At 59.6% G+C, this 18,548-nt stretch carries 19 protein-coding genes; 2 read left to right on the plus strand and 17 right to left on the minus strand.

Going from position 1 to position 18,548, the window contains the following annotated elements:
* Positions 1-39: 39 nt before the first annotated feature.
* The 6 genes from QMX86_RS14395 to QMX86_RS14420 form a co-directional block, all read right to left on the minus strand.
* Positions 40-1,479 carry a PLP-dependent aminotransferase family protein gene (locus tag QMX86_RS14395; protein WP_024013893.1) on the minus strand — a complete coding sequence of 480 codons (1,440 nt, stop codon included), beginning with the start codon at positions 1,477-1,479 and terminating at the stop codon, positions 40-42.
* A 201-nt stretch (positions 1,480-1,680) separates the two neighbouring features.
* The gene (locus QMX86_RS14400) at positions 1,681-2,493 is read right to left on the minus strand and encodes an OmpA family protein (protein ID WP_073472316.1); all 813 of its coding nucleotides are present in this window, start codon (positions 2,491-2,493) and stop codon (positions 1,681-1,683) included.
* Complete coding sequence (locus QMX86_RS14405) at positions 2,490-2,852, minus strand: DUF4398 domain-containing protein (RefSeq protein ID WP_073472314.1); 363 nt, start codon at positions 2,850-2,852, stop codon at positions 2,490-2,492. The genes QMX86_RS14400 and QMX86_RS14405 overlap by 4 nt, the downstream gene beginning before the upstream one ends.
* A 9-nt stretch (positions 2,853-2,861) precedes the next feature.
* Complete coding sequence (locus QMX86_RS14410) at positions 2,862-3,683, minus strand: transporter substrate-binding domain-containing protein (RefSeq protein WP_282384854.1); 822 nt, start codon at positions 3,681-3,683, stop codon at positions 2,862-2,864.
* 81 nt (positions 3,684-3,764) lie between these two features.
* A complete protein-coding gene (locus QMX86_RS14415) occupies positions 3,765-4,694 on the minus strand; it encodes an FAD-binding protein (RefSeq protein WP_016770954.1) in 930 nt (309 codons plus the stop codon).
* On the minus strand, positions 4,695-5,444 hold the full coding sequence (locus QMX86_RS14420) for an electron transfer flavoprotein subunit beta/FixA family protein (protein ID WP_007908338.1): 750 nt from the start codon (positions 5,442-5,444) through the stop codon (positions 4,695-4,697).
* A gap of 550 nt (positions 5,445-5,994) precedes the next feature.
* Between QMX86_RS14420 and QMX86_RS14425 the strand changes: the two genes are divergently transcribed.
* Positions 5,995-7,659 carry an electron transfer flavoprotein-ubiquinone oxidoreductase gene (locus QMX86_RS14425; RefSeq protein WP_024013896.1) on the plus strand — a complete coding sequence of 555 codons (1,665 nt, stop codon included), beginning with the start codon at positions 5,995-5,997 and terminating at the stop codon, positions 7,657-7,659.
* 121 nt (positions 7,660-7,780) lie between these two features.
* On the opposite strand, the gene QMX86_RS14430 is transcribed toward QMX86_RS14425, so the two are convergent.
* Positions 7,781-8,671 (minus strand): AraC family transcriptional regulator, encoded by an 891-nt coding sequence (locus QMX86_RS14430; protein WP_016770956.1) that lies wholly within the window; start codon positions 8,669-8,671, stop codon positions 7,781-7,783.
* 191 nt (positions 8,672-8,862) lie between these two features.
* On the opposite strand from QMX86_RS14430, the gene QMX86_RS14435 reads away from it, so the two are divergent.
* Complete coding sequence (locus QMX86_RS14435; RefSeq protein ID WP_016770957.1) at positions 8,863-9,915, plus strand: alcohol dehydrogenase catalytic domain-containing protein; 1,053 nt, start codon at positions 8,863-8,865, stop codon at positions 9,913-9,915.
* A gap of 11 nt (positions 9,916-9,926) precedes the next feature.
* Here the strand turns inward: QMX86_RS14435 and QMX86_RS14440 are convergent, their stop codons facing one another.
* From QMX86_RS14440 to QMX86_RS14485, 10 genes are all read right to left on the minus strand, one after another.
* Positions 9,927-10,730, minus strand: a complete 804-nt coding sequence (locus tag QMX86_RS14440) for an IclR family transcriptional regulator (protein WP_016770958.1) — start codon at positions 10,728-10,730, stop codon at positions 9,927-9,929.
* Positions 10,731-10,791: 61 nt separating this feature from the next.
* A complete protein-coding gene (locus QMX86_RS14445; protein ID WP_130928895.1) occupies positions 10,792-12,102 on the minus strand; it encodes an MFS transporter in 1,311 nt (436 codons plus the stop codon).
* Between the two features lie 191 nt (positions 12,103-12,293).
* Positions 12,294-13,442 carry a galactonate dehydratase gene (dgoD, locus tag QMX86_RS14450; protein WP_016770960.1) on the minus strand — a complete coding sequence of 383 codons (1,149 nt, stop codon included), beginning with the start codon at positions 13,440-13,442 and terminating at the stop codon, positions 12,294-12,296.
* A 62-nt stretch (positions 13,443-13,504) separates the two neighbouring features.
* The gene (locus QMX86_RS14455) at positions 13,505-14,125 is read right to left on the minus strand and encodes a 2-dehydro-3-deoxy-6-phosphogalactonate aldolase (protein WP_282384849.1); all 621 of its coding nucleotides are present in this window, start codon (positions 14,123-14,125) and stop codon (positions 13,505-13,507) included.
* 19 nt (positions 14,126-14,144) lie between these two features.
* A complete protein-coding gene (locus QMX86_RS14460) occupies positions 14,145-15,134 on the minus strand; it encodes a 2-dehydro-3-deoxygalactonokinase (protein WP_282384848.1) in 990 nt (329 codons plus the stop codon).
* A gap of 209 nt (positions 15,135-15,343) precedes the next feature.
* Positions 15,344-15,838, minus strand: coding sequence for a hypothetical protein (locus tag QMX86_RS14465; RefSeq protein ID WP_157115958.1), 495 nt, complete (start codon positions 15,836-15,838; stop codon positions 15,344-15,346).
* On the minus strand, positions 15,831-16,571 hold the full coding sequence (locus QMX86_RS14470; protein WP_122507577.1) for an alpha/beta hydrolase: 741 nt from the start codon (positions 16,569-16,571) through the stop codon (positions 15,831-15,833). Before QMX86_RS14470 ends, QMX86_RS14465 begins: the two co-directional genes overlap by 8 nt.
* Positions 16,572-16,577: 6 nt before the next feature.
* On the minus strand, positions 16,578-17,072 hold the full coding sequence (locus QMX86_RS14475) for a PAAR domain-containing protein (RefSeq protein ID WP_122602280.1): 495 nt from the start codon (positions 17,070-17,072) through the stop codon (positions 16,578-16,580).
* Positions 17,069-17,731: a hypothetical protein gene (locus QMX86_RS14480; protein WP_282384845.1), complete on the minus strand. Its 663-nt coding sequence runs from the start codon at positions 17,729-17,731 to the stop codon at positions 17,069-17,071. Before QMX86_RS14480 ends, QMX86_RS14475 begins: the two co-directional genes overlap by 4 nt.
* Before the next feature lie 159 nt (positions 17,732-17,890).
* Positions 17,891-18,370, minus strand: a complete 480-nt coding sequence (locus QMX86_RS14485) for a GNAT family N-acetyltransferase (protein WP_071173199.1) — start codon at positions 18,368-18,370, stop codon at positions 17,891-17,893.
* Between the last annotated feature and the right edge of the window lie 178 nt (positions 18,371-18,548).

Raw genomic sequence — 18,548 nt, forward strand, 5'->3', positions numbered from 1 at the left:
TGTTGTGCGTCACATGACAAGCCTCAGCGCCCTCCCCGTTCAGAATCCGCCAGCGGTTTCCTGACACAGCTGGGTGGCCAACAGACCCAGCGTCATCAGCGCCCGCTCCGCTTCGCGGTTCCACGGAATGCCGCAGTTGAGGCGGATACAGTGGTTGAACTGCTCGGTGTTGCTGAAGATCAGACCCGGCGCGATGCTGATGCCTTGTTGCAGTGCGCGGACATGCAATTCCTGCGTGTTGACCCGCCCCGGCAAGCTCACCCAGAGGATGAAACCGCCCGTGGGCCGGGACATCTGCGTGCCCTCAGGGAAGTGCTGCTGCACCGCCAGCTGGAACGCGCTGAGGTTTTTCCGGTACTCCTGACGGATGTAGCGTAAATGCCGGTCATAACCGCCGTTTTCCAGATACGCGGCAATCGCCATCTGCGTGACGCTGCACGCCGAATGGGTGCTGAAAGTTTGCAGGCGCTGGATTTCCTGCTGGTATTTGCCGGCGATCATCCAGCCGATGCGCACACCCGGTGACAGGGTTTTGGAGAAGCTCGAGCAGTAGATCACCCGATCCAGGCGGTCGTAGGCTTTCAGCGCTTTGGTACGGCCCTGCTCGAACATCAGTTCGCCGTAGATATCGTCTTCGACGATCTGAATGTCGAAATCCGAGGCCAAGCGCAGCAACTGTTTCTGCCGCTCTTCCGGCATGGTTCCGCCGAGGGGGTTGCTCAGGCGCGTGGTCAAAACCAGCGCCTTGATCGACCATTGGTTGGCGGCCAGTTGCAAGGCTTCCAGACTCATGCCGGTGGCGGGGTCGCTGGGGATTTCGATGACTTTCAGGCCGAGCAGATCGGCCAGTTGCAGCAGGCCGTAATAGGTCGGCGATTCGGCAGCGATCAGATCGCCCGGCCGGGTCAGCACGCGCAACGACATCTGCAAGGCGTCGACACAGCCGTGGGTAATCACCACTTCCGACGGATCGACCACCACGCCAGCGTCACGCATGCGGATCGCCACTTGCCGACGCAGCGGTTCGAAACCGGGGCTGAACATATAGCTGAACGCCCGTGGACTGTGAAACCGAGTGACCTTGGCCAGTTGCTGATGCAGCGCGCGCACCGGCAGATAATCGACACTCGGCACCGCAGCGCCCAGCGGAAAGACGCCTTCGCGGCGGGATTCGACCAATACCTGTTGAATGATGCTGCTGCGCGTCACCAGCCCCGGCCGTTCGACCCGGGCAATGTCCGGCGTCGGCGCGGTCAGCGCCGGGGTCTGGTGCACGTAGTAACCCGACTGCGGCCGGGCGCGGATCAGGCCCTGATCTTCAAGGTTGGCATACGCCTGCAACACCGTCGCATGGCTGACGTTGAGCTGCGAACTCATCTTGCGCACCGAAGGCACGCGCTCCCCCGGTTGATAAACACCACGGCGGATGTCTTCGGCCAGTTGCTGAGCAATACGTTGGTAGAGCAAGAGATTGGTCATGACGCAGCACTCGATTTCACGGGCGTTTTATTCTTGTCTGAAACAATACCGGAACAGTTTAGAAGTGTACTGGGACAGTTGCCAGATTACTCGACCGTACAGTGCGGTGTCTGCCCCATCTGTACGGTTTTGCGCGGCAATCGACAGGCACAAAAAAGCCCGGCACTGCATGACAGCCCGGGCTTTCCAGAGACGCAGCCCTCAGCGGGCGGCGCCGAGCTGGCCTTTTTCGTCAGAGAACACGATTTCTACGCGGCGGTTCTGCGCCCGTCCACGCTCGGAGGCGTTGGCGTCGACCGGAAACTGGTCGCCGTAACCTTCGACCTGAATGCGTTTTTCGTCGATACCCAGATCGACCAGCACGTCAGCCACCGATTGCGCACGATCGCGGGACAGTTTGAGGTTTTCCTGCCTGCCACCGGTGCTGTCGGTGTAACCCTCAATGCGCACCACGCGCTTGGGGTTGAGTTGCAGAAACTGGACGATCTTCAGCACGACGCGGTTGGCCGAGTTTTTCAGTTCCGCCTGGCCGGTGTCGAACAACACGTCGCCGAGGGTCATCACCAGACCGCGATCGGTCTGTGTGGTCGCCAGCGCGACGATCTGTTCCTCCAGCCACTTGCCTTGTTGCTGCACGCTGAGCAGTTTCGATTCGCGCAGGGCCAGTTGCAGACGCTGACGCTCAAGCTCGAGCTTGGCTGCGCGTTCTTCGTTGAGCGCCTGGTTGGTGTGCTCGCGGGCGATTTCGCTGTAGCGCTGGCTCAGGTAGGCGTAATGCACCACGTCGGCACCGCTGCCCCAATAGGTCGACAGTCGATCGGCGCGGGCCAGGGACTCGCCGGCGCGGATCACGTCTTTCGGCGCGATGCGCAGCACGTTGGAATCTTCCTTGACCTTCTGGAAATCAGCGCCGGCCTGTTGCAGTGCCGCCTCGCTGTGCTGGCCGGCGCAGCCGTAGAGGCTGGCGCAACCGGCGAGGATCAGAATGCCGAGAGCATTGGACTTGAGGCTCATTGTGCTTCCCCCAGTTGCAGCTGCTTGCGCAGGCGGACAATGCGGGTATTGAGCACATTCAGCTGTTCTTCACTTTTTTTCGTCAGCACCTTGGCCTCGGCCAGACGTGCATCCAGTTCCGCCTGCTCGGCACGCATGCGCGCGTTGCGATAGGACTCGTCGGCCATGCTGCCTTTGGCGCGGTTGTATTTTGTTTCGGCCAGCTGCATTTCCGGCACTTCGTCAGCCGTGGCGCCGACTGCCTTGGCCTGCGCGATGGCTTGTTCGGTCAAACGCATTTGTTCACTGGGTGCCGGATCGGATGCGCACCCGGCCAGGGCCAGAACGGCCACAGCCGCGAAAAGAGGTCGAATACTCACTAAGAATCCCTACTGTTTTGGGGCACTGACAGGTTGTGGCGGCTGCTGCTGTTGCGCCTTCCAGCGCTCGATGTTGCGTTGCAGCGCGGCTTCCGTCAGTCCGGACGCGGGCAATTCTGTCATCTTTTTGGCGAGCTGTCCGCGCAACCACGGATCGTTGCAGGCCGAGTTATGCGAAACCGCAAGGAACAGACCCGGCCGGTCGATGGGTTGTTCAAACGCCAACAGATCGCTGGTCATGCCCAATGTCTGCGCGGCGGCCAGGCCTGAGTAACGTCCGGCGAGGACATATTCCACCTCGCCCAACAGCAGTTTCTGTAATGCCTCGGTAAGGTTGACTGTGCGGGTCAGCGTCAGATTCTGTTCGGCGAAAGTGCCGAATGCCTGGGTCATCCGCGACTTTTCCGACACCGCGCCGGCATGGCCTTTCAGGTCGCTGGCCTCGGCATAGGTCAGCGTCGAGCCTTTGCGCGTCCACACCAGGTAATCGTTTTCCAGCAGTGGCGGATGAATGAAGTCGAAGTTCTCCAGCTCATTCACGGTCAGCGGCGCGTCGGCCAGCATGTCCATGCGCCCGCTGCGCACTTCATCGAGGGCCTGCGAGCGTTTGCCGGCGTAGAGCAGGTCGACTTTGATGCCCAGATCCTTGGCCACTTGCTGCAACAGATCGGCACTGGCGCCGATCAGGCGCTTGGGGTTTTGCGGGTCCTGCCACAAGTAGGGCGGCGCGTCAGGGCTGCCGGTGACGACCAGGCGCTCGCACTTGCCCGCGGCCATGGCCAAACCTGGCAACAGCAACAATCCCAATAACCATCCGCAGCGCAGATCCATGGCAAAACGCTCCCGCTTGAAATTCGAGACAAAAAAAAGCCCGACCAACAGGCCGGGCTCTTTATAAGTGAAGCCGCCGGATTAGACCAGCTTCTCCAGCTCAGGTACTGCTTCGAACAGATCCGCCACGAGACCGTAATCGGCCACCTGGAAGATCGGCGCTTCTTCGTCCTTGTTGATCGCAACGATCACCTTGGAGTCTTTCATGCCGGCCAGATGCTGGATCGCGCCGGAGATACCGACGGCGATGTACAGCTGTGGCGCAACGATCTTGCCGGTCTGACCGACCTGCATGTCGTTCGGTACGAAACCTGCGTCAACCGCAGCGCGCGAAGCGCCAACAGCAGCGCCGAGCTTGTCGGCCAGCGCGTACAGGTGTTTGAAGTTGTCACCGTTCTGCATGCCGCGACCGCCGGAAACGACGATCTTGGCAGCGGTCAGCTCAGGACGGTCGGACTTGGCCAGCTCTTCGCTGACGAAGCTCGAGGTACCAGCGTCGTGGGCAGCGCCAACGGCTTCAACGGCAGCCGAACCACCTTCAGCAGCAACCGGATCGAAACCGGTGGCACGCACGGTGATCACTTTGATCGCAGCAGTCGATTGCACGGTAGCGATGGCGTTACCGGCGTAGATCGGGCGCTTGAAAGTGTCAGCGCTTTCGACCGAGATGATCTCGGAGATCTGGTCAACGTCCAGCGCAGCAGCAACGCGCGGCAGGATGTTTTTGCCATTGGAAGTGGCGGCAGCGAGGATGTGGCTGTAGCCAGCGCCCAGCTCTGCAACCAGCGGAGCAACGTTTTCCGGCAACTGATGCGCGTAGGCGGCATTGTCAGCGTTGAGGACTTTGCTCACGCCAGCGATTTTCGCTGCGGCTTCGGCCACCGGGCCTGCGCCCTGACCTGCTACCAGAACGTGGATGTCGCCGCCGATTTTGGCAGCAGCGGCCACGGTGTTCAGTGTGGCCGGGGCCAGCACTTTGTTGTCGTGTTCAGCAATAACCAAGATAGTCATTTAGATTACCTTCGCTTCGTTCTTGAGTTTTTCAACCAGTTCAGCCACCGACTTGACCTTGATGCCTGCGCTGCGTGCAGCCGGCGCTTCAACTTTCAGTGTCTTGTTGGTGGAGGCGGTGGAAACGCCCAAAGCGTCCGGAGTCAGCACTTCGAGAGGCTTCTTCTTGGCTTTCATGATGTTTGGCAGGGACGCGTAGCGCGGCTCGTTCAAACGCAGGTCGGTGGTGACGATGGCTGGCAGTTTCAGCGAAACGGTCTGCGCGCCGCCGTCGATTTCGCGGGTCACGGCAACGCTGTCGCCGGAGACTTCGACTTTCGAAGCGAAGGTGCCCTGACCGTAGCCGCTCAGTGCCGCGAGCATCTGGCCGGTCTGGTTGTTGTCGCTGTCGATCGCCTGTTTGCCAAGAATCACCAGCTGCGGCTGTTCCTTGTCGACAACAGCCTTGAGCAGCTTGGCCACGGCCAGCGAGGTCAGGTCTTCAGCGGATTCGACGAGGATGGCGCGATCGGCACCCAGAGCCAGTGCGGTACGCAGCTGCTCCTGAGCGGTGGTCGGGCCGATGGAGACGACAACGATTTCAGTCGCAACGCCCTTCTCTTTCAGGCGTACGGCTTCTTCCACGGCGATTTCGCAGAATGGGTTCATCGACATCTTGACGTTGGCGAGGTCGACGCCGGAATTGTCCGCCTTGACGCGGACCTTGACGTTGTAATCCACAACGCGTTTGACAGCTACAAGAACCTTCATGGATTCCTCGTTACTCTCCGGTGAAAAGAAAGTCGCCTAGGCGAACCTGGCGGATGATGCTCATCGGGCGACAAGGGCACCTCTAAAAACGCCGGCTTGAATGTGAGGTGATTCACTTCGCGAAGGGAGGTGACCGTTCGTCAGGGGTGACTGCCAGGTCATTCATTCTCACGCTGTGTAAACTGCGCGCCGGACTTGCGCTGCGCATCACCGTCTACTGCCTGTGCCCTGTCTTTAGAGGTGCTCTTGAAACCGCCAGTCTGCCTACGGCGAGCGCAAAACCGCCCGTATCTTGACCGGAACGCCCATTCTGGTCAATACGCCAAAATGCCCTGTCATAAGCCGCGCTTCTTTGATTTATCAGGGCTGGAGGCGATTCAAACAAACGTTTGTATTGGACGCTCGGAGTGGTGTAGATATAATGCGCCGCCTAGAGAGAAAGGTGGATTCGCCAATATTCCCTTTGACGTTAACGTAAAGGCAATACGGATGCGAGATCAAACCTCCATATTAGAAAAAAAACTGTTGAGCCTTGAGTAGGAGATAGCCTGTGGAACGCGAATACATGGAATTCGACGTCGTCATCGTCGGTGCCGGCCCCGCTGGTCTGTCCGCCGCCTGCCGCTTGAAGCAGAAGGCCGCTGACGCCGGTAAGGAAATCAGCGTCTGCGTGGTCGAAAAAGGCTCCGAAGTCGGTGCACACATCCTTTCCGGTGCGGTATTCGAACCCCGCGCCCTGAACGAACTGTTCCCGGACTGGAAAGAGCTCGGCGCGCCGCTGAACACGCCCGTCACACGCGATGACATTTTCGTGCTGAAAAACGCTGACAGCGCGCAGAAGATTCCTGACTTCTTTGTGCCCAAGACCATGCACAACGAAGGCAACTACATCATCTCCCTGGGCAACCTGTGCCGCTGGCTGGCTCAGCAGGCGGAAAACCTCGGTGTGGAAATCTACCCGGGCTTCGCCGCTCAGGAAGCGCTGATCGATGAAAACGGCGTAGTGCGCGGGATCATCACCGGTGATCTGGGCGTCGACCGCGAAGGCCATCCGAAAGAAGGCCTGTACACCCCTGGCATGGAACTGCGTGGCAAATACACGCTGTTCGCCGAAGGCTGCCGTGGCCACATCGGCAAGCAACTGATCAAACGCTACAACCTCGACAGCGATGCGGACGTTCAGCACTACGGCATCGGCCTGAAAGAAATCTGGGAAATCGACCCGGCCAAGCATCAGCCGGGCCTGGTGGTGCACACCGCCGGTTGGCCGCTGGACATCATGGGCACCGAGAACACCGGCGGCTCGTTCCTCTATCACCTGGAAAACAATCAGGTGGTAGTCGGTCTGATCGTCGACCTGTCCTACAGCAACACTTACCTATCGCCGTTCGATGAGTTCCAGCGCCTCAAGCATCACCCGGTGCTCAAGCAATATCTGGAAGGCGGCAAGCGCGTCAGCTACGGCGCTCGCGCCATCGCCAAGGGCGGCCTGAACTCGCTGCCGAAAATGGTCTTCAAGGGCGGCGCGCTGATCGGTTGCGACCTCGGCACCCTGAACTTCGCCAAGATCAAAGGCAGCCACACCGCGATGAAGTCCGGCATGCTCGCGGCGGAATCGGTGGCAGATGCGCTGTTCGCCGAGCAGGATTGCACCGTCGAACTGACCACTTACGTCGACGCATTCAAGAACAGCTGGCTGCACGAAGAACTGTTCGCCAGCCGTAACTTCGGCCCGGCGATTCACAAGTACGGCGCGATCATCGGCGGTGGTTTCAACTGGCTGGACCAGAACATCTTCGGCGGCAAACTGCCATTCACCCTGCGCGACACCAAGCCGGATTACGCCTGCCTCAAGCTCGCGGCCGACTGCAAGAAGATCGACTACCCGAAACCTGACGGCAAACTGAGTTTCGACAAACTCAGCTCGGTGTTCATCTCCGGCACCAACCACGAAGAAGAGCAGCCGTGCCACTTGAAGCTGACCGATCCGAGCATCCCGATCAGCAAAAACCTGCCGCTGTACGACGAACCGGCGCAGCGCTACTGCCCGGCCGGCGTATACGAAGTGATCACCAAGGAAGACGGCGAGAAGCGCTTCCAGATCAACGCCCAGAACTGCGTGCACTGCAAGACCTGTGACATCAAGGACCCTGCGCAGAACATCACCTGGGTCGCGCCGGAAGGCGCCGGCGGCCCGACTTACCCGAACATGTAAGTCGAAACGCTGAACACAAGGCTCCCGAAATGGGGGCCTTTTTGTTGCCCAAAATTCCTCTGACACTACAAAACAACTGTGGGAGCGAGCAGGCTCACTCCTACAGGGGATCTTCAGCGGATCAGGCAGCGCGCTCATCCCCCGGGCTGCGTTCGAAGTAGCGCTTGTATTCGCGACTGAATTGCGACGTGCTCTGATACCCCACCCGATGCGCCACCTGCGCGACACCCAGCCCCTCCGCCACCAGCAGCGTCTGCGCCTTCAACAAGCGCAAACGCTTCAGATACTGGACCGGCGACAACAATGTGCTGCGTTTGAAATGCTCATGAAACGTCGACACGCTCATGTTCGCGCAACCGGCCAGTGTCTCGACATTGAGCGGCTCGGTGTAATGCGCATGCAGATGGCTGATCGACGCCGCCACCCGGGCAAATTGCCCTTGTTGCTCGACCAACGCTCGCAACACATCCGCTTGCGGCCCGCGCAGCGCGACGAACAATAATTCGCGAACCCGCGCCGGGCCGAGAATCTGGCATTCCAGCGGATCGTGCAGACAGCTGAGCAGCCGTTCGACACAACCGCGCATGCCATCGTCGAGTACCACCGAGGTCATCGACTCCGGCGTCTGCGCCGGAATATGCCGACCCGGCGCCAGCCCCATGGCCAGCACCAGTTCGCCGAGCAGGACACGATCGATCGCCACCGACACACCGAGCAATGGCGCATCGGGCAAGGCAAAGGTTTCGCATTCGAACGGCACCGGCAGCGCCTGGATCAGGTAATGCCCGGCGCCATATTCCATGGTCCGTGGGCCGAGGAACGCCAGTTTGCTGCCCTGGGCGATGATCATCAGGCTCGGCTCGTAGATATGCGGACCACGGGCGACGTCGCAACTGGCGCGCAAAATCTGCACACCGGGCAGGCCGGTCTGGCTGTAGCCATCGCGCAGCGCCAGTGGCTCGATCAGCGAAACCAGCCGGGCATTGGCATCAAGATGACGGGTCAACTGCATCGAATAGGTCTTCGTAAAATTCACGGAAAAGGGGATGAAAACATCATCGCAGATCCGCTGGCCAATGCGATCGCCGAAACCCGCATGCCGGAGGATTAGGCATGAGACCCGGAGAAATCGTCATGGCCGTACCCGCGCCTGACGGCCAGAATTCACCGCCTCACTTGTCACTGTTTTTGCGAGGTAACCCCATGTACACCGCCATCGGCTATGCCGCCCAATCGGCCACCACTCCCCTCGCCCCGATGAAATTCGAACGCCGCAGCCCGCGCGCCGACGACGTGGCGATCGAAATTCTCTATTGCGGCGTCTGCCATTCCGACATCCATCAGGCACGCAACGAATGGGGCATCGCCGTTTATCCGCTGATGCCCGGCCATGAGATCGTCGGAAAAGTCACCGCTGTCGGTGCGAATGTCACCCGTCACAAGGTAGGCGATCTGGTCGGCGTCGGCTGCATGGTCGACTCCTGCCGCAGCTGTGAAGCCTGCCAGGCGAACCTCGAGCAATATTGCCTGGAAGGCCCGACCATGACTTACGCCACCCCGGACCGGGTCGATGGCAGCAATACCATGGGCGGTTATTCCGACAGCATCGTGGTCAGCGAACACTTCGTTGTGCGCATCCCCGAGAAACTCGCTCTGGCCAGCGCCGCACCGATTCTCTGCGCCGGTATCACCACTTACTCGCCGCTGAAGCACTACGGCGTCAAGGCCGGTGACAAGGTCGGGATTCTTGGCATGGGCGGCCTCGGCCACATGGGCATCAAGTTCGCCAAGGCCATGGGCGCCGAAGTCACGCTGTTCACCCGCTCGGCGAGCAAGGCTGAAGAAGGTCGCCGTCAGGGCGCTGATCACGTCATCGTCTCCACCGATGCCGAGCAGATGAAGGCCGCGGCCGGCTACTTCGACTTCCTGCTCGACACCATTCCGGTGCAACACGATTTGAACCCGTACCTCGACACCCTGCGTTTCGACGGCGTGCACATTCTGGTCGGCCTGATCGAGCCGGTGAACCCGCCCGTTCACGCCGGCAAACTGGTGATGAGCCGCCGCGTGCTGGCCGGTTCCTTGATCGGCGGTATCGCCGAGACCCAAGAAGTGCTGGATTTCTGCGCCGAGCACAACATCACCTGCGACATCGAAATGCTCGACATCCGCCAGATCAACGAAGCCTACGCGCGGATGATTGCCGGTGATGTGAAGTACCGCTTCGTCATCGACATGGCGACGCTGAAGGCTTAAACCTTCACGGCTTACACCTTCAAGCCCAGCTCCGCCGACAGCCGGGTTGTGACCCCTTTCAGCAGGGGAATCAACTCGGCCATTTTTTCCAGCGGCATGTACGGCACGGTGCTGGCGATACTGATTGCCGCGACGATGCCCTTGCTCGCATCACGAATCGGCGCCGCCACGCAGCGGATCGACGGTTCGTTGTCTTCCAGATCGAACGCGTAGCCACCGGCGACGTATTCGCCCATGCGCTGCTCAAGCTGTTCCCACGACTGCTGGGGATGCTGCGGCCAGAACTGACTTTTGCCCCCCGCCGGCAGGCTGATGTCGTACAGCCGCCGCCAATCCTGCGGCGAATCATCGAGCATCAAGGCCTTGCCGATCCCGGTGCGCACCAGCGGCATGCGATGGCCGACCCGCGAGCGCATTTCCGGCCCGTTGCGTCCGGGGTTCTTCAATAGATACAGCACTTCGTCGCCTTCGCGGATTCCGAGGTGCACGGTATCGCCGGTCAGCGCCGACAACTCATCCAGATACGGCCCGGCCAACGTCACCAGCGGCAACTCTTCGCGGGCCTGAAAGCCCAGTTCGATCAGTTTCGGCCCGAGCAGATAACCGATTTGCGGCACCACGCGCAGATAACGCTCGTCGACCAGACAGCTGGCCAGACGATGGGTAGTGCTGCGCGTGGTGCCGATCAGCCGGGCAATCTCCTTGAGATCACGCGCGCCACTGGCCACCGCCTGCACTACACCGAGGCCGCGCAGCAGCGTCTGGGTGCCGGTGGGCGCGGCGTCCTTGGTTTTTTCCGGGGCGTCTTCCTGCATATCCAGCCTTTTACCGTTGAGCGAAGGAACGGGCGGCATTATGGTCGCCCGACGCAGAGCACTACAACTCGATACGCTCGACCTTGCCCACCAGCAGCACGTAGGACAAGGCACCGACCAGCGCGAGCACGGCGATGTAGGTGATCGCCGGCGCGAACGAATCGCCGCTGGCGAGGAAGCCGATCACAATCGGCGTAGCAATCGCCGACAGGTTGCCGATGAAGTTGAACACGCCACCGGTCAGACCGAGCAACCGCGCCGGTGCCAGCGTCGACACCAGTGACCAGGTGATCGACGCCAGACCGTTGCCAAAAAATGCCAGGGCGAGGAAGGCAATCACCAGCGGCGTCGACTCGACAAAGTTGGCGCCGATGATCGAAGTCGAAATCAGCAGCCCGCCAATGATCGGCAGTTTGCGCGCGAAGCCCACGGTGTAGCCGCGCCGGATCAGGAAGTCGGAAAAGAATCCCGAGCACAACACGCCGACGAACGCGGCAAGAAATGGCAGCGATGCGAGCAGACCGGACTTGATGAAGTCCATGCCGCGATATTTCACCAGATAGGTCGGAAACCAGGTGAGGAAGAACCACAGCGTCGAGTTCAGGCAGAACTGGCCGAGGTAGATGCCCCACAACTTGCGCTTGCTGAGGACGATGCCCAGATCGGTCCAACTGAATTTGGCTTTGACCTTGGCCGCCTCGGCCTGGATATCGACCAGCCCGCCGCCTTCGCGGATCAGGTCGATTTCCGCCTGATTGGTGCCTTTGAAATCGCGCGGCTCGCGATACACCGCGTACCAGATCATTGCCCAGAGAATGCCCACCGCACCGGTGGCGACGAACACCATGTGCCAGCCGAATGCATGTTGCAGCCACGCCAGCACCGGGGTCAGGAAGGCCAGGCCGACAAACTGTCCGGAGGTGTAGAAACCGATCGCCGTGGCGCGCTCGCGCTCAGGAAACCAGGTGGTGACCACGCGGCTGTTGATCGGATAGGCGGGCGCCTCCAGCGCACCGACGGCCATGCGCAGCACAAACAGCGCGATGAAGCTGCTGACGAAACCGAGCATCACCGTGGCCACCGACCACAGCAGCAGCGCGACGCTGTAAAGGATGCGCGGCGGCACGCGATCGACCAGCCAGCCGCCGGGGATCTGCATGGCAGCGTAAGTCCAGCCGAAGGCGGAGAAGATCAGACCGACGTGAACCGGATCGATGCCCAGCTCACTGGTCAGCGCCGGCGCGGCAATCGACAGGTTGCTGCGGTCGAGGTAATTGATGACCACGGTGATGAACAGCAACACCATGATGAAAAATCGCTTGCGGCTAGGCGTGACTAAAGACGCCTGCCCGGAGAGGGTGTGCGTTTGCATGAGAGATGCCTCTTTTTATGTTTGTTGAGGTCATGACGCAGATCTCCTCTCCCTCGGAGAACTGATCGTTCCCACGCTCCGCGTGGGAATGCAGCCCGGGACGCTCCGCGTCCCAGCAGCGGACGCAGAGCGTCCATTGAGGCATTCCCACGCAGAGCGTGGGAACGATCTGATGCTAGCGAGTCAGAGACTCACCACTCGGCAAAGCTGCCATCGGCATGACGCCAGATCGGGTTGCGCCAGCGGTGGCCGACGGCGGCACGCTCGATCACGTATTCCTCGTTGATCTCGATGCCCAGCCCCGGGCCGTTCGGGATCTTGACGAAGCCTTGGTCGTAGTCGAAGACGCGCGGATCCTTCACATAGTCGAGCAAGTCGTTGCTCTCGTTGTAATGGATGCCCAGGCTCTGCTCCTGGATAAACGCGTTGTAACAAGCCGCGTCGAGTTGCAAACACGCCGCCAGGGCGATCGGTCCCAGCGGGCAATGCAGCGCCAGCGCGACGTCGTAGGCTTCGGCCATGTTGGCGATCTTGCGGGTTTCGGTGATGCCGCCAGCGTGGGAAGCATCCGGCTGGATAATGTCGACGTAGCCTTCGCTCAACACCCGTTTAAAGTCCCAACGCGAGAACAGCCGCTCGCCGAGGGCAATCGGCGTGCTGGTCAGCGGCGCCAGTTCTTTCAGCGCTTCGTAGTTTTCGCTGAGCACCGGTTCTTCGATGAACATCAGTTTGTACGGGTCGAGCTCCTTCATCAGCACCTTGGCCATCGGCTTGTGCACGCGGCCGTGGAAGTCGACGCCGATACCGACGTTCGGCCCCACCGCATCACGTACGGCGGCAACGTTGGCCAGGGCGAGGTCGACTTTCTCGAAGGTGTCGAGGAACTGCAGTTCTTCGGTGCCGTTCATTTTCACCGCCGTGAAACCACGGCTCACCGCTTCTTTCGCCGCACGCGCGGTGTCGGCCGGACGGTCGCCGCCGATCCACGAATAGACACGAATCTTGTCGCGCACCTGGCCACCGAGCAGATCGCTGACCGACACGCCGAGGGCCTTGCCCTTGATGTCCCACAGCGCTTGGTCGATACCGGCCAGCGCGCTCATGTGAATCGCGCCGCCACGGTAGAAGCCGCCGCGATAGAGCACGGTCCAGATGTCTTCAATATTGCGTGGGTCTTTGCCGATCAGGTAGTCGGACAATTCTTCCACCGCAGCAGCTACGGTATGGGCGCGCCCTTCAACCACAGGCTCGCCCCAACCGGTCACGCCCTCGTCGGTTTCGACCTTGAGGAAGCACCACCGCGGCGGAACGATGAAGGTCGTGAGTTTGGTGATTTTCATCTCTGCTCTCTTTTGTAAATGCAGCTTTTATTAGATGCAGCGCACACAGCGCCCAAAAATTCTTAACGCAGGGCTTTCCAGGCAGCCACGTAGGCCTTGGCATTGACCGCCACCTGCTCGGGCGTCATGCCCGGTTTGAACAGGCCGGAACCGAGACCGAAACCTTTCACACCGGCGTCGATAAAGGCCTGCATGTTGTCCGGCGTAATGCCGCCGACCGGCGCCAGCACCGTGCCGGCTGGCAACACCGCGAGCCAGGCCTTGACGACCGCCGGGCTCATTTGCTCGGCCGGAAACAGCTTGAGAATGTCCGCGCCCTCGGCCAATGCGGCGAAGGCTTCGGTCGGCGTGGCCACGCCCGGCGACAGGAACAGCCCCGCCGCTTTCGCCGCGCGCAACACCTTGGCATCGCTGTGCGGCATGACGATCACTTGGCCGCCAGCCGCTTTGACCTGCTCGACCTGCTCGGGGCTGAGCACCGTGCCGGCACCGATCAGGCAATCGGCGGGCAGCGCATCACGCAGGATGCGGATACTTTCGTACGGCGATGGGGAATTGAGCGGTACTTCGATGACGCGAAATCCGGCGGAATACAGGACTTCACCGACAGCCGCCGCTTCCTGCGGTTGCAGGCCACGCAGAATCGCGATCAGACCGTTTTGTGCCAGTGCTTGCTTGAGCATGTCAGGCCTCCAGTCAAAGTTAACGGGATGAGAAATCTATGAGTCCGGCGGCGCGCGCCAGTTGCCACAGGCCACGCTCGGTGGCCTGCTCGGCCAGCGTCACCTGAGCAAAGCCGCAGGCATTGAGGGCACGGCGATATCGCGTGCACAATTGCGCGTTGCCGATGAGCACGATCGATGGAAGATTCGCTTGATTGCGCCGGCGCCACTGCACATTGGCGAGTGCGGCCAGCTCATGGCCGATCATCAGGCCGGAGAGATAATCCGCTTGAGCAGTCGGGCTCAGTTCGCCGGTAAGACCGAGGGTACGGGCGCTGAACAAGGTCGACAGCACACCGAGCTCGGCATCCGCCGAAAGCGCGATCTGCACGCCGCGATCAAACGCCTGCGCATCGAAGGTCGCGCTCGGTTGTTGGGTACGACCGAGGATGCTGTGCTCGCTGAGCACGGCAAACACTTCGCCGGTCATGAAGGTGTCGAAATGAGTGATGCGGCCATCGACCACTTCCACCCATTTCGAGTGGCTGCCGGGCAGGCCGATCAGCAGATCGTTACCCGCCTCGGCCGGTAGACTTTGCAGCACGCCGAGGACTTGGGTTTCTTCGCCACGCATCACGTTGGGAAGTCGCGAGCGCTGGATTACGCCAGGGACAATATGCACCGGCGTGCCGCGCAGGCTGAGAACAGTTTGTAGGGAATTTCCGAGATGGGCGACGTCGGCCGGCGTCTCGCAGTAAGCCGCCTCGCGCCAGCCCTGTGCACTGCCGACCATGCCGCAAGCGATTACCGGCAGATCCGGCTGCGCATCGAGCCAGTCACCACAGGCTTCGTCGAAGGCCAGTTCAAAACCATCGGCGCATTCACGGCCGTGGATGATTCGCGGGGTCTTGGGCAACTGCATGATCCCGGACGACAGCGCACGCTGCTCCAGCACCACACCGTCCGCCGCGAGTTTGTAAGCACGTAATGAGGTCGTCCCCCAATCGAGCGCGATCAATTGCGCCTGCATCGCTTCACCTGTTTTGTTTTTGGCAGTGAGTGCGATGGACTATAAACCCGAGGGACGGGAAATCTCAATATATAAATATCGATCCCATATTTTGGGACGAGAAATCGCCCCGCTTTGGACTTGATGGGTGGATGGCTCAGTTGCGTTAGAGCATCGGTCGATGACCTAGGGAACCGAAACTCTCACGTGACTCATCGAGCGCCCCCGACTCAGTATTTATTGACTTCTCTCATGAGATCTTTAACTGGAATCTTCATGACCTCCGATAAATAGACCTTGTAGGAGTAAGAGTTGATTCGGACTTTACAAGCTAGCGACTGTTGCCGAGCCAGCAAGGCCTTTAATTCATTGCTGCTCATTAGCGTATAACTTGTTGAATCCTTAACCTTGTAAAACATCAGATCCGCTTTGAATACCAGTCCGTCCCCTGACTTAACCGGCTCAACCCAGCCCTCGCCATATTCCTTCAGATCTTGCGGCATTGAGAAATCTGTTTTCTGGTCGAAGGAACAGAGCAGAGATTGGCTTATTTTCGATTTGAATAATTGCTCCACGTCGACATCAGAAGAGAACGTGACTGGGTAAACATTTCGATTGAGATAGCGCTCCACATTCATATATTCAATATGTGCAATCGGCCGCCCATGACTGACGGCGCATGACGCACATACCAAAAACATTGAAATCAGTAAAGATTTACGCACATTTCCTCCCTTTGAAGTGCTGTATCACTGACTGCATCAGAATATCCCTCGCTGACACTCCGCCACCTAATACGGCAATGTAGATAGCCCAGGCATCGGCATGGTTCACATCTACCCGGCCGTTCATATTCGGGCCGCTTGTCATGTCCCACTGCTCTCCAAAATCCGCCACGAGATCAGAAAAATTCCAGTCTTTGGCATCCGCTCTTACATTCACCCAATATTCAGCCTTGGGAGTAGGCTCTTTTTGATAAATATTTGATATGCCCCATACGATCTGACCCTCTCCGACGGGGTCCAGCGTAACCAATACCGGGATTCGATAGCCTCTGTCTGCCAGCACTTTAGACAAGTGAGCTCCATTCCAGCCTCCCAGGCTATGCCCGATAATGTAGACCGGAGTGGTCAGATCGGGAATTTTCGCCAACACATTTGCATTAAGTCCCTCATCACTGGTGAAGGCGTTATAACCGATGTGGTGTGCGTCGTAGGTATCAGGGCAAAGGCCTTCAGCGTCCATATTCTTGATGAATATTTTCAGTGCCTCAGCCACATTATTGTTCGGTCCCGTTCCGTAATAACTCTCCTTGTCTCCCGCCCCTCCGACGAAAAATAAAACAATTTTTTTCGGGCTAACCGTAGCCTGCTTTACGGTCCCGTCGGTTTTACATGTTAATTCGTGTGTCACGACCAGTCTTTGACAGCCTTTCAATTGCGAATTTTCAGCGGCCATAGCTTCTTACTCTACGAACAATTTGATGGATTCAGGCAGGTGCGAGCTCACCGTGTGAGTGAAACCCTTGCCATCGGTAACGCCGTGTTCGACGCGTCCATCACCGCGTTGAATCGCGTAGGGATGATTCGGCATGGGCTCTCCTGTGATCTCATTGATTACTTGCATCCGGTCGTTGAAATGCACCGGCATCGGCAACAGCCCGCTAAATGCGGCCCCTCCCCCACTTTGGCCGATGATCACCGTGCCCGAGCCACCGATCACGACATTGCCATGCCCACCAGTGCTATCGAGCATCGCGGCATTCAGGCCGTTAATGAAAACAGTGCCGGAGACCGCTCCGGTGATAGGGCTGCCACACGCTGATTTATCGGTCATGCGTGCAGCAGCGAGGCCGTCGAAGAATACGTTCGGCGAGCCGGAGACAATCGGGTTGGTGCCGTGACCTGGCAGTGGGCAGGCGGTTGGGTCGGTGACGCGAGCTGCGGGTTTACCACTCAATTCAAAGCTCCTTGCTTAAGGGGTGCCGGGGATGGCTGATAGATGTCGATGTCGGTCGCGGCAAAGCGCCAGCGATTGTCGACCGGGTCGAACAGAGCATGACAATGCTCACGGCTTTCAGGTGCTGTCGCGGTTTGTATGGCACGCCAGGCTTCGTTGGCTTGCCAACTCAACTCGGCAGGCGTTGCATCATCAAGTTCGTTGAGCCAGGCGTTGTAGTTACGCAGGTGATTGCGCTCGAAAGTCGATTGCAGCAAGTCGCCCATTTCCACGCCAAGGTCCAGATGATGCCTGGAGGTCCAGCGCCCTACTTCGGAGTAGACGTGCCAGCCCATCGGGATCAACGCACCGTTTTTCAACAGAGAATGACCGGCGAGAGCGACGAAGCCGCAACTGACGTGCAGCATCAGCCAGCCTTGATGGGCGTCGATAATCGCTGTGGGATCAAAGGTTCTCAGCGCTACCACACGGTATTCGCCGAGGCCGGCGCTGCGCGACATCAACTCGGCGTCGAGCCGCGACACGAAAGCCCGTATAGCCAGGCCGCCAGTGCGCTGGGCCATGCAGAGAATTTCGACAGCCTGTCGATTCGGGTCGTCAGAAGAGCCGGTGGTTTTCACCAGACCATACAGACGCATGGACGCCTGCAGTCCACTCATAGCTGGTCACTCATTGACGCAGCGAGGGCTCCACAGGCGCGGAGAAATTTTGCCAGATGCATTGCAGGTGTCGTCCGTGAGCGCGCAAAAATGGCGCAAAGAATGCCGGACTAGAGCGGTGGCGACAACTGAATCAGCAGTAGATCGCCATCATTGTGCTCAGCCCTCGGCAAATTCGCGCAACACCTTGCCATCCATGCGATACCGCACCCATTCCTCCTGCGGTTGCGCACCGAGCGACTTGTAGAATTCGATGGCTGGGGTGTTCCATTCCAGCACGCTCCATTCGAAGCGGCCGCAGTCGTTGGCGCAGGCGATTTTCGCCAGGTGGCGCAGCAGGGTTTTGCCGGCGCCGCCGCCTCGTTGTTCGGGGGTGATATAGAGGTCTTCGAGGTACAGGCAATTGCTGCCCAGCCACGTTGAATAACTGAAGAAGAACACCGCGAAGCCGATCGGCGAGCCGTCGCGCAGGCAGATCAGGCCGTGGGCGGTGGCGCCTTCGCCGAACAGGCTGCGCTCGATGTCGGCGACGCTGGCGATGACTTCGTGACGGGCCTTTTCGAAATCTGCCAGTTCGGTGATAAAGGCGAGGATTTGCGGCGCATCGCTGGGGGTCGCCGGGCGGATTTCGATCGTCATGGAGGGGCCTTGTCTGCAAATTAAAGCGCCATACTAAGGCGCGCAGCTGCGCTCGTCACATGCCAGACAACGATTGATGCAGGTTCACCACCAACATTGCAGTGCCCTTGTGGGAGCGAGCTTGCTCGCGAAAGCGGTGGATCGGGCGCCATCGGTTGCGCCTGACCGGACGCCTTCG

Origin of the sequence: Pseudomonas sp. PS01270 (genome assembly GCF_029959775.1) — a bacterium.
GTDB classification, from domain to species: domain Bacteria; phylum Pseudomonadota; class Gammaproteobacteria; order Pseudomonadales; family Pseudomonadaceae; genus Aquipseudomonas; species Aquipseudomonas atacamensis.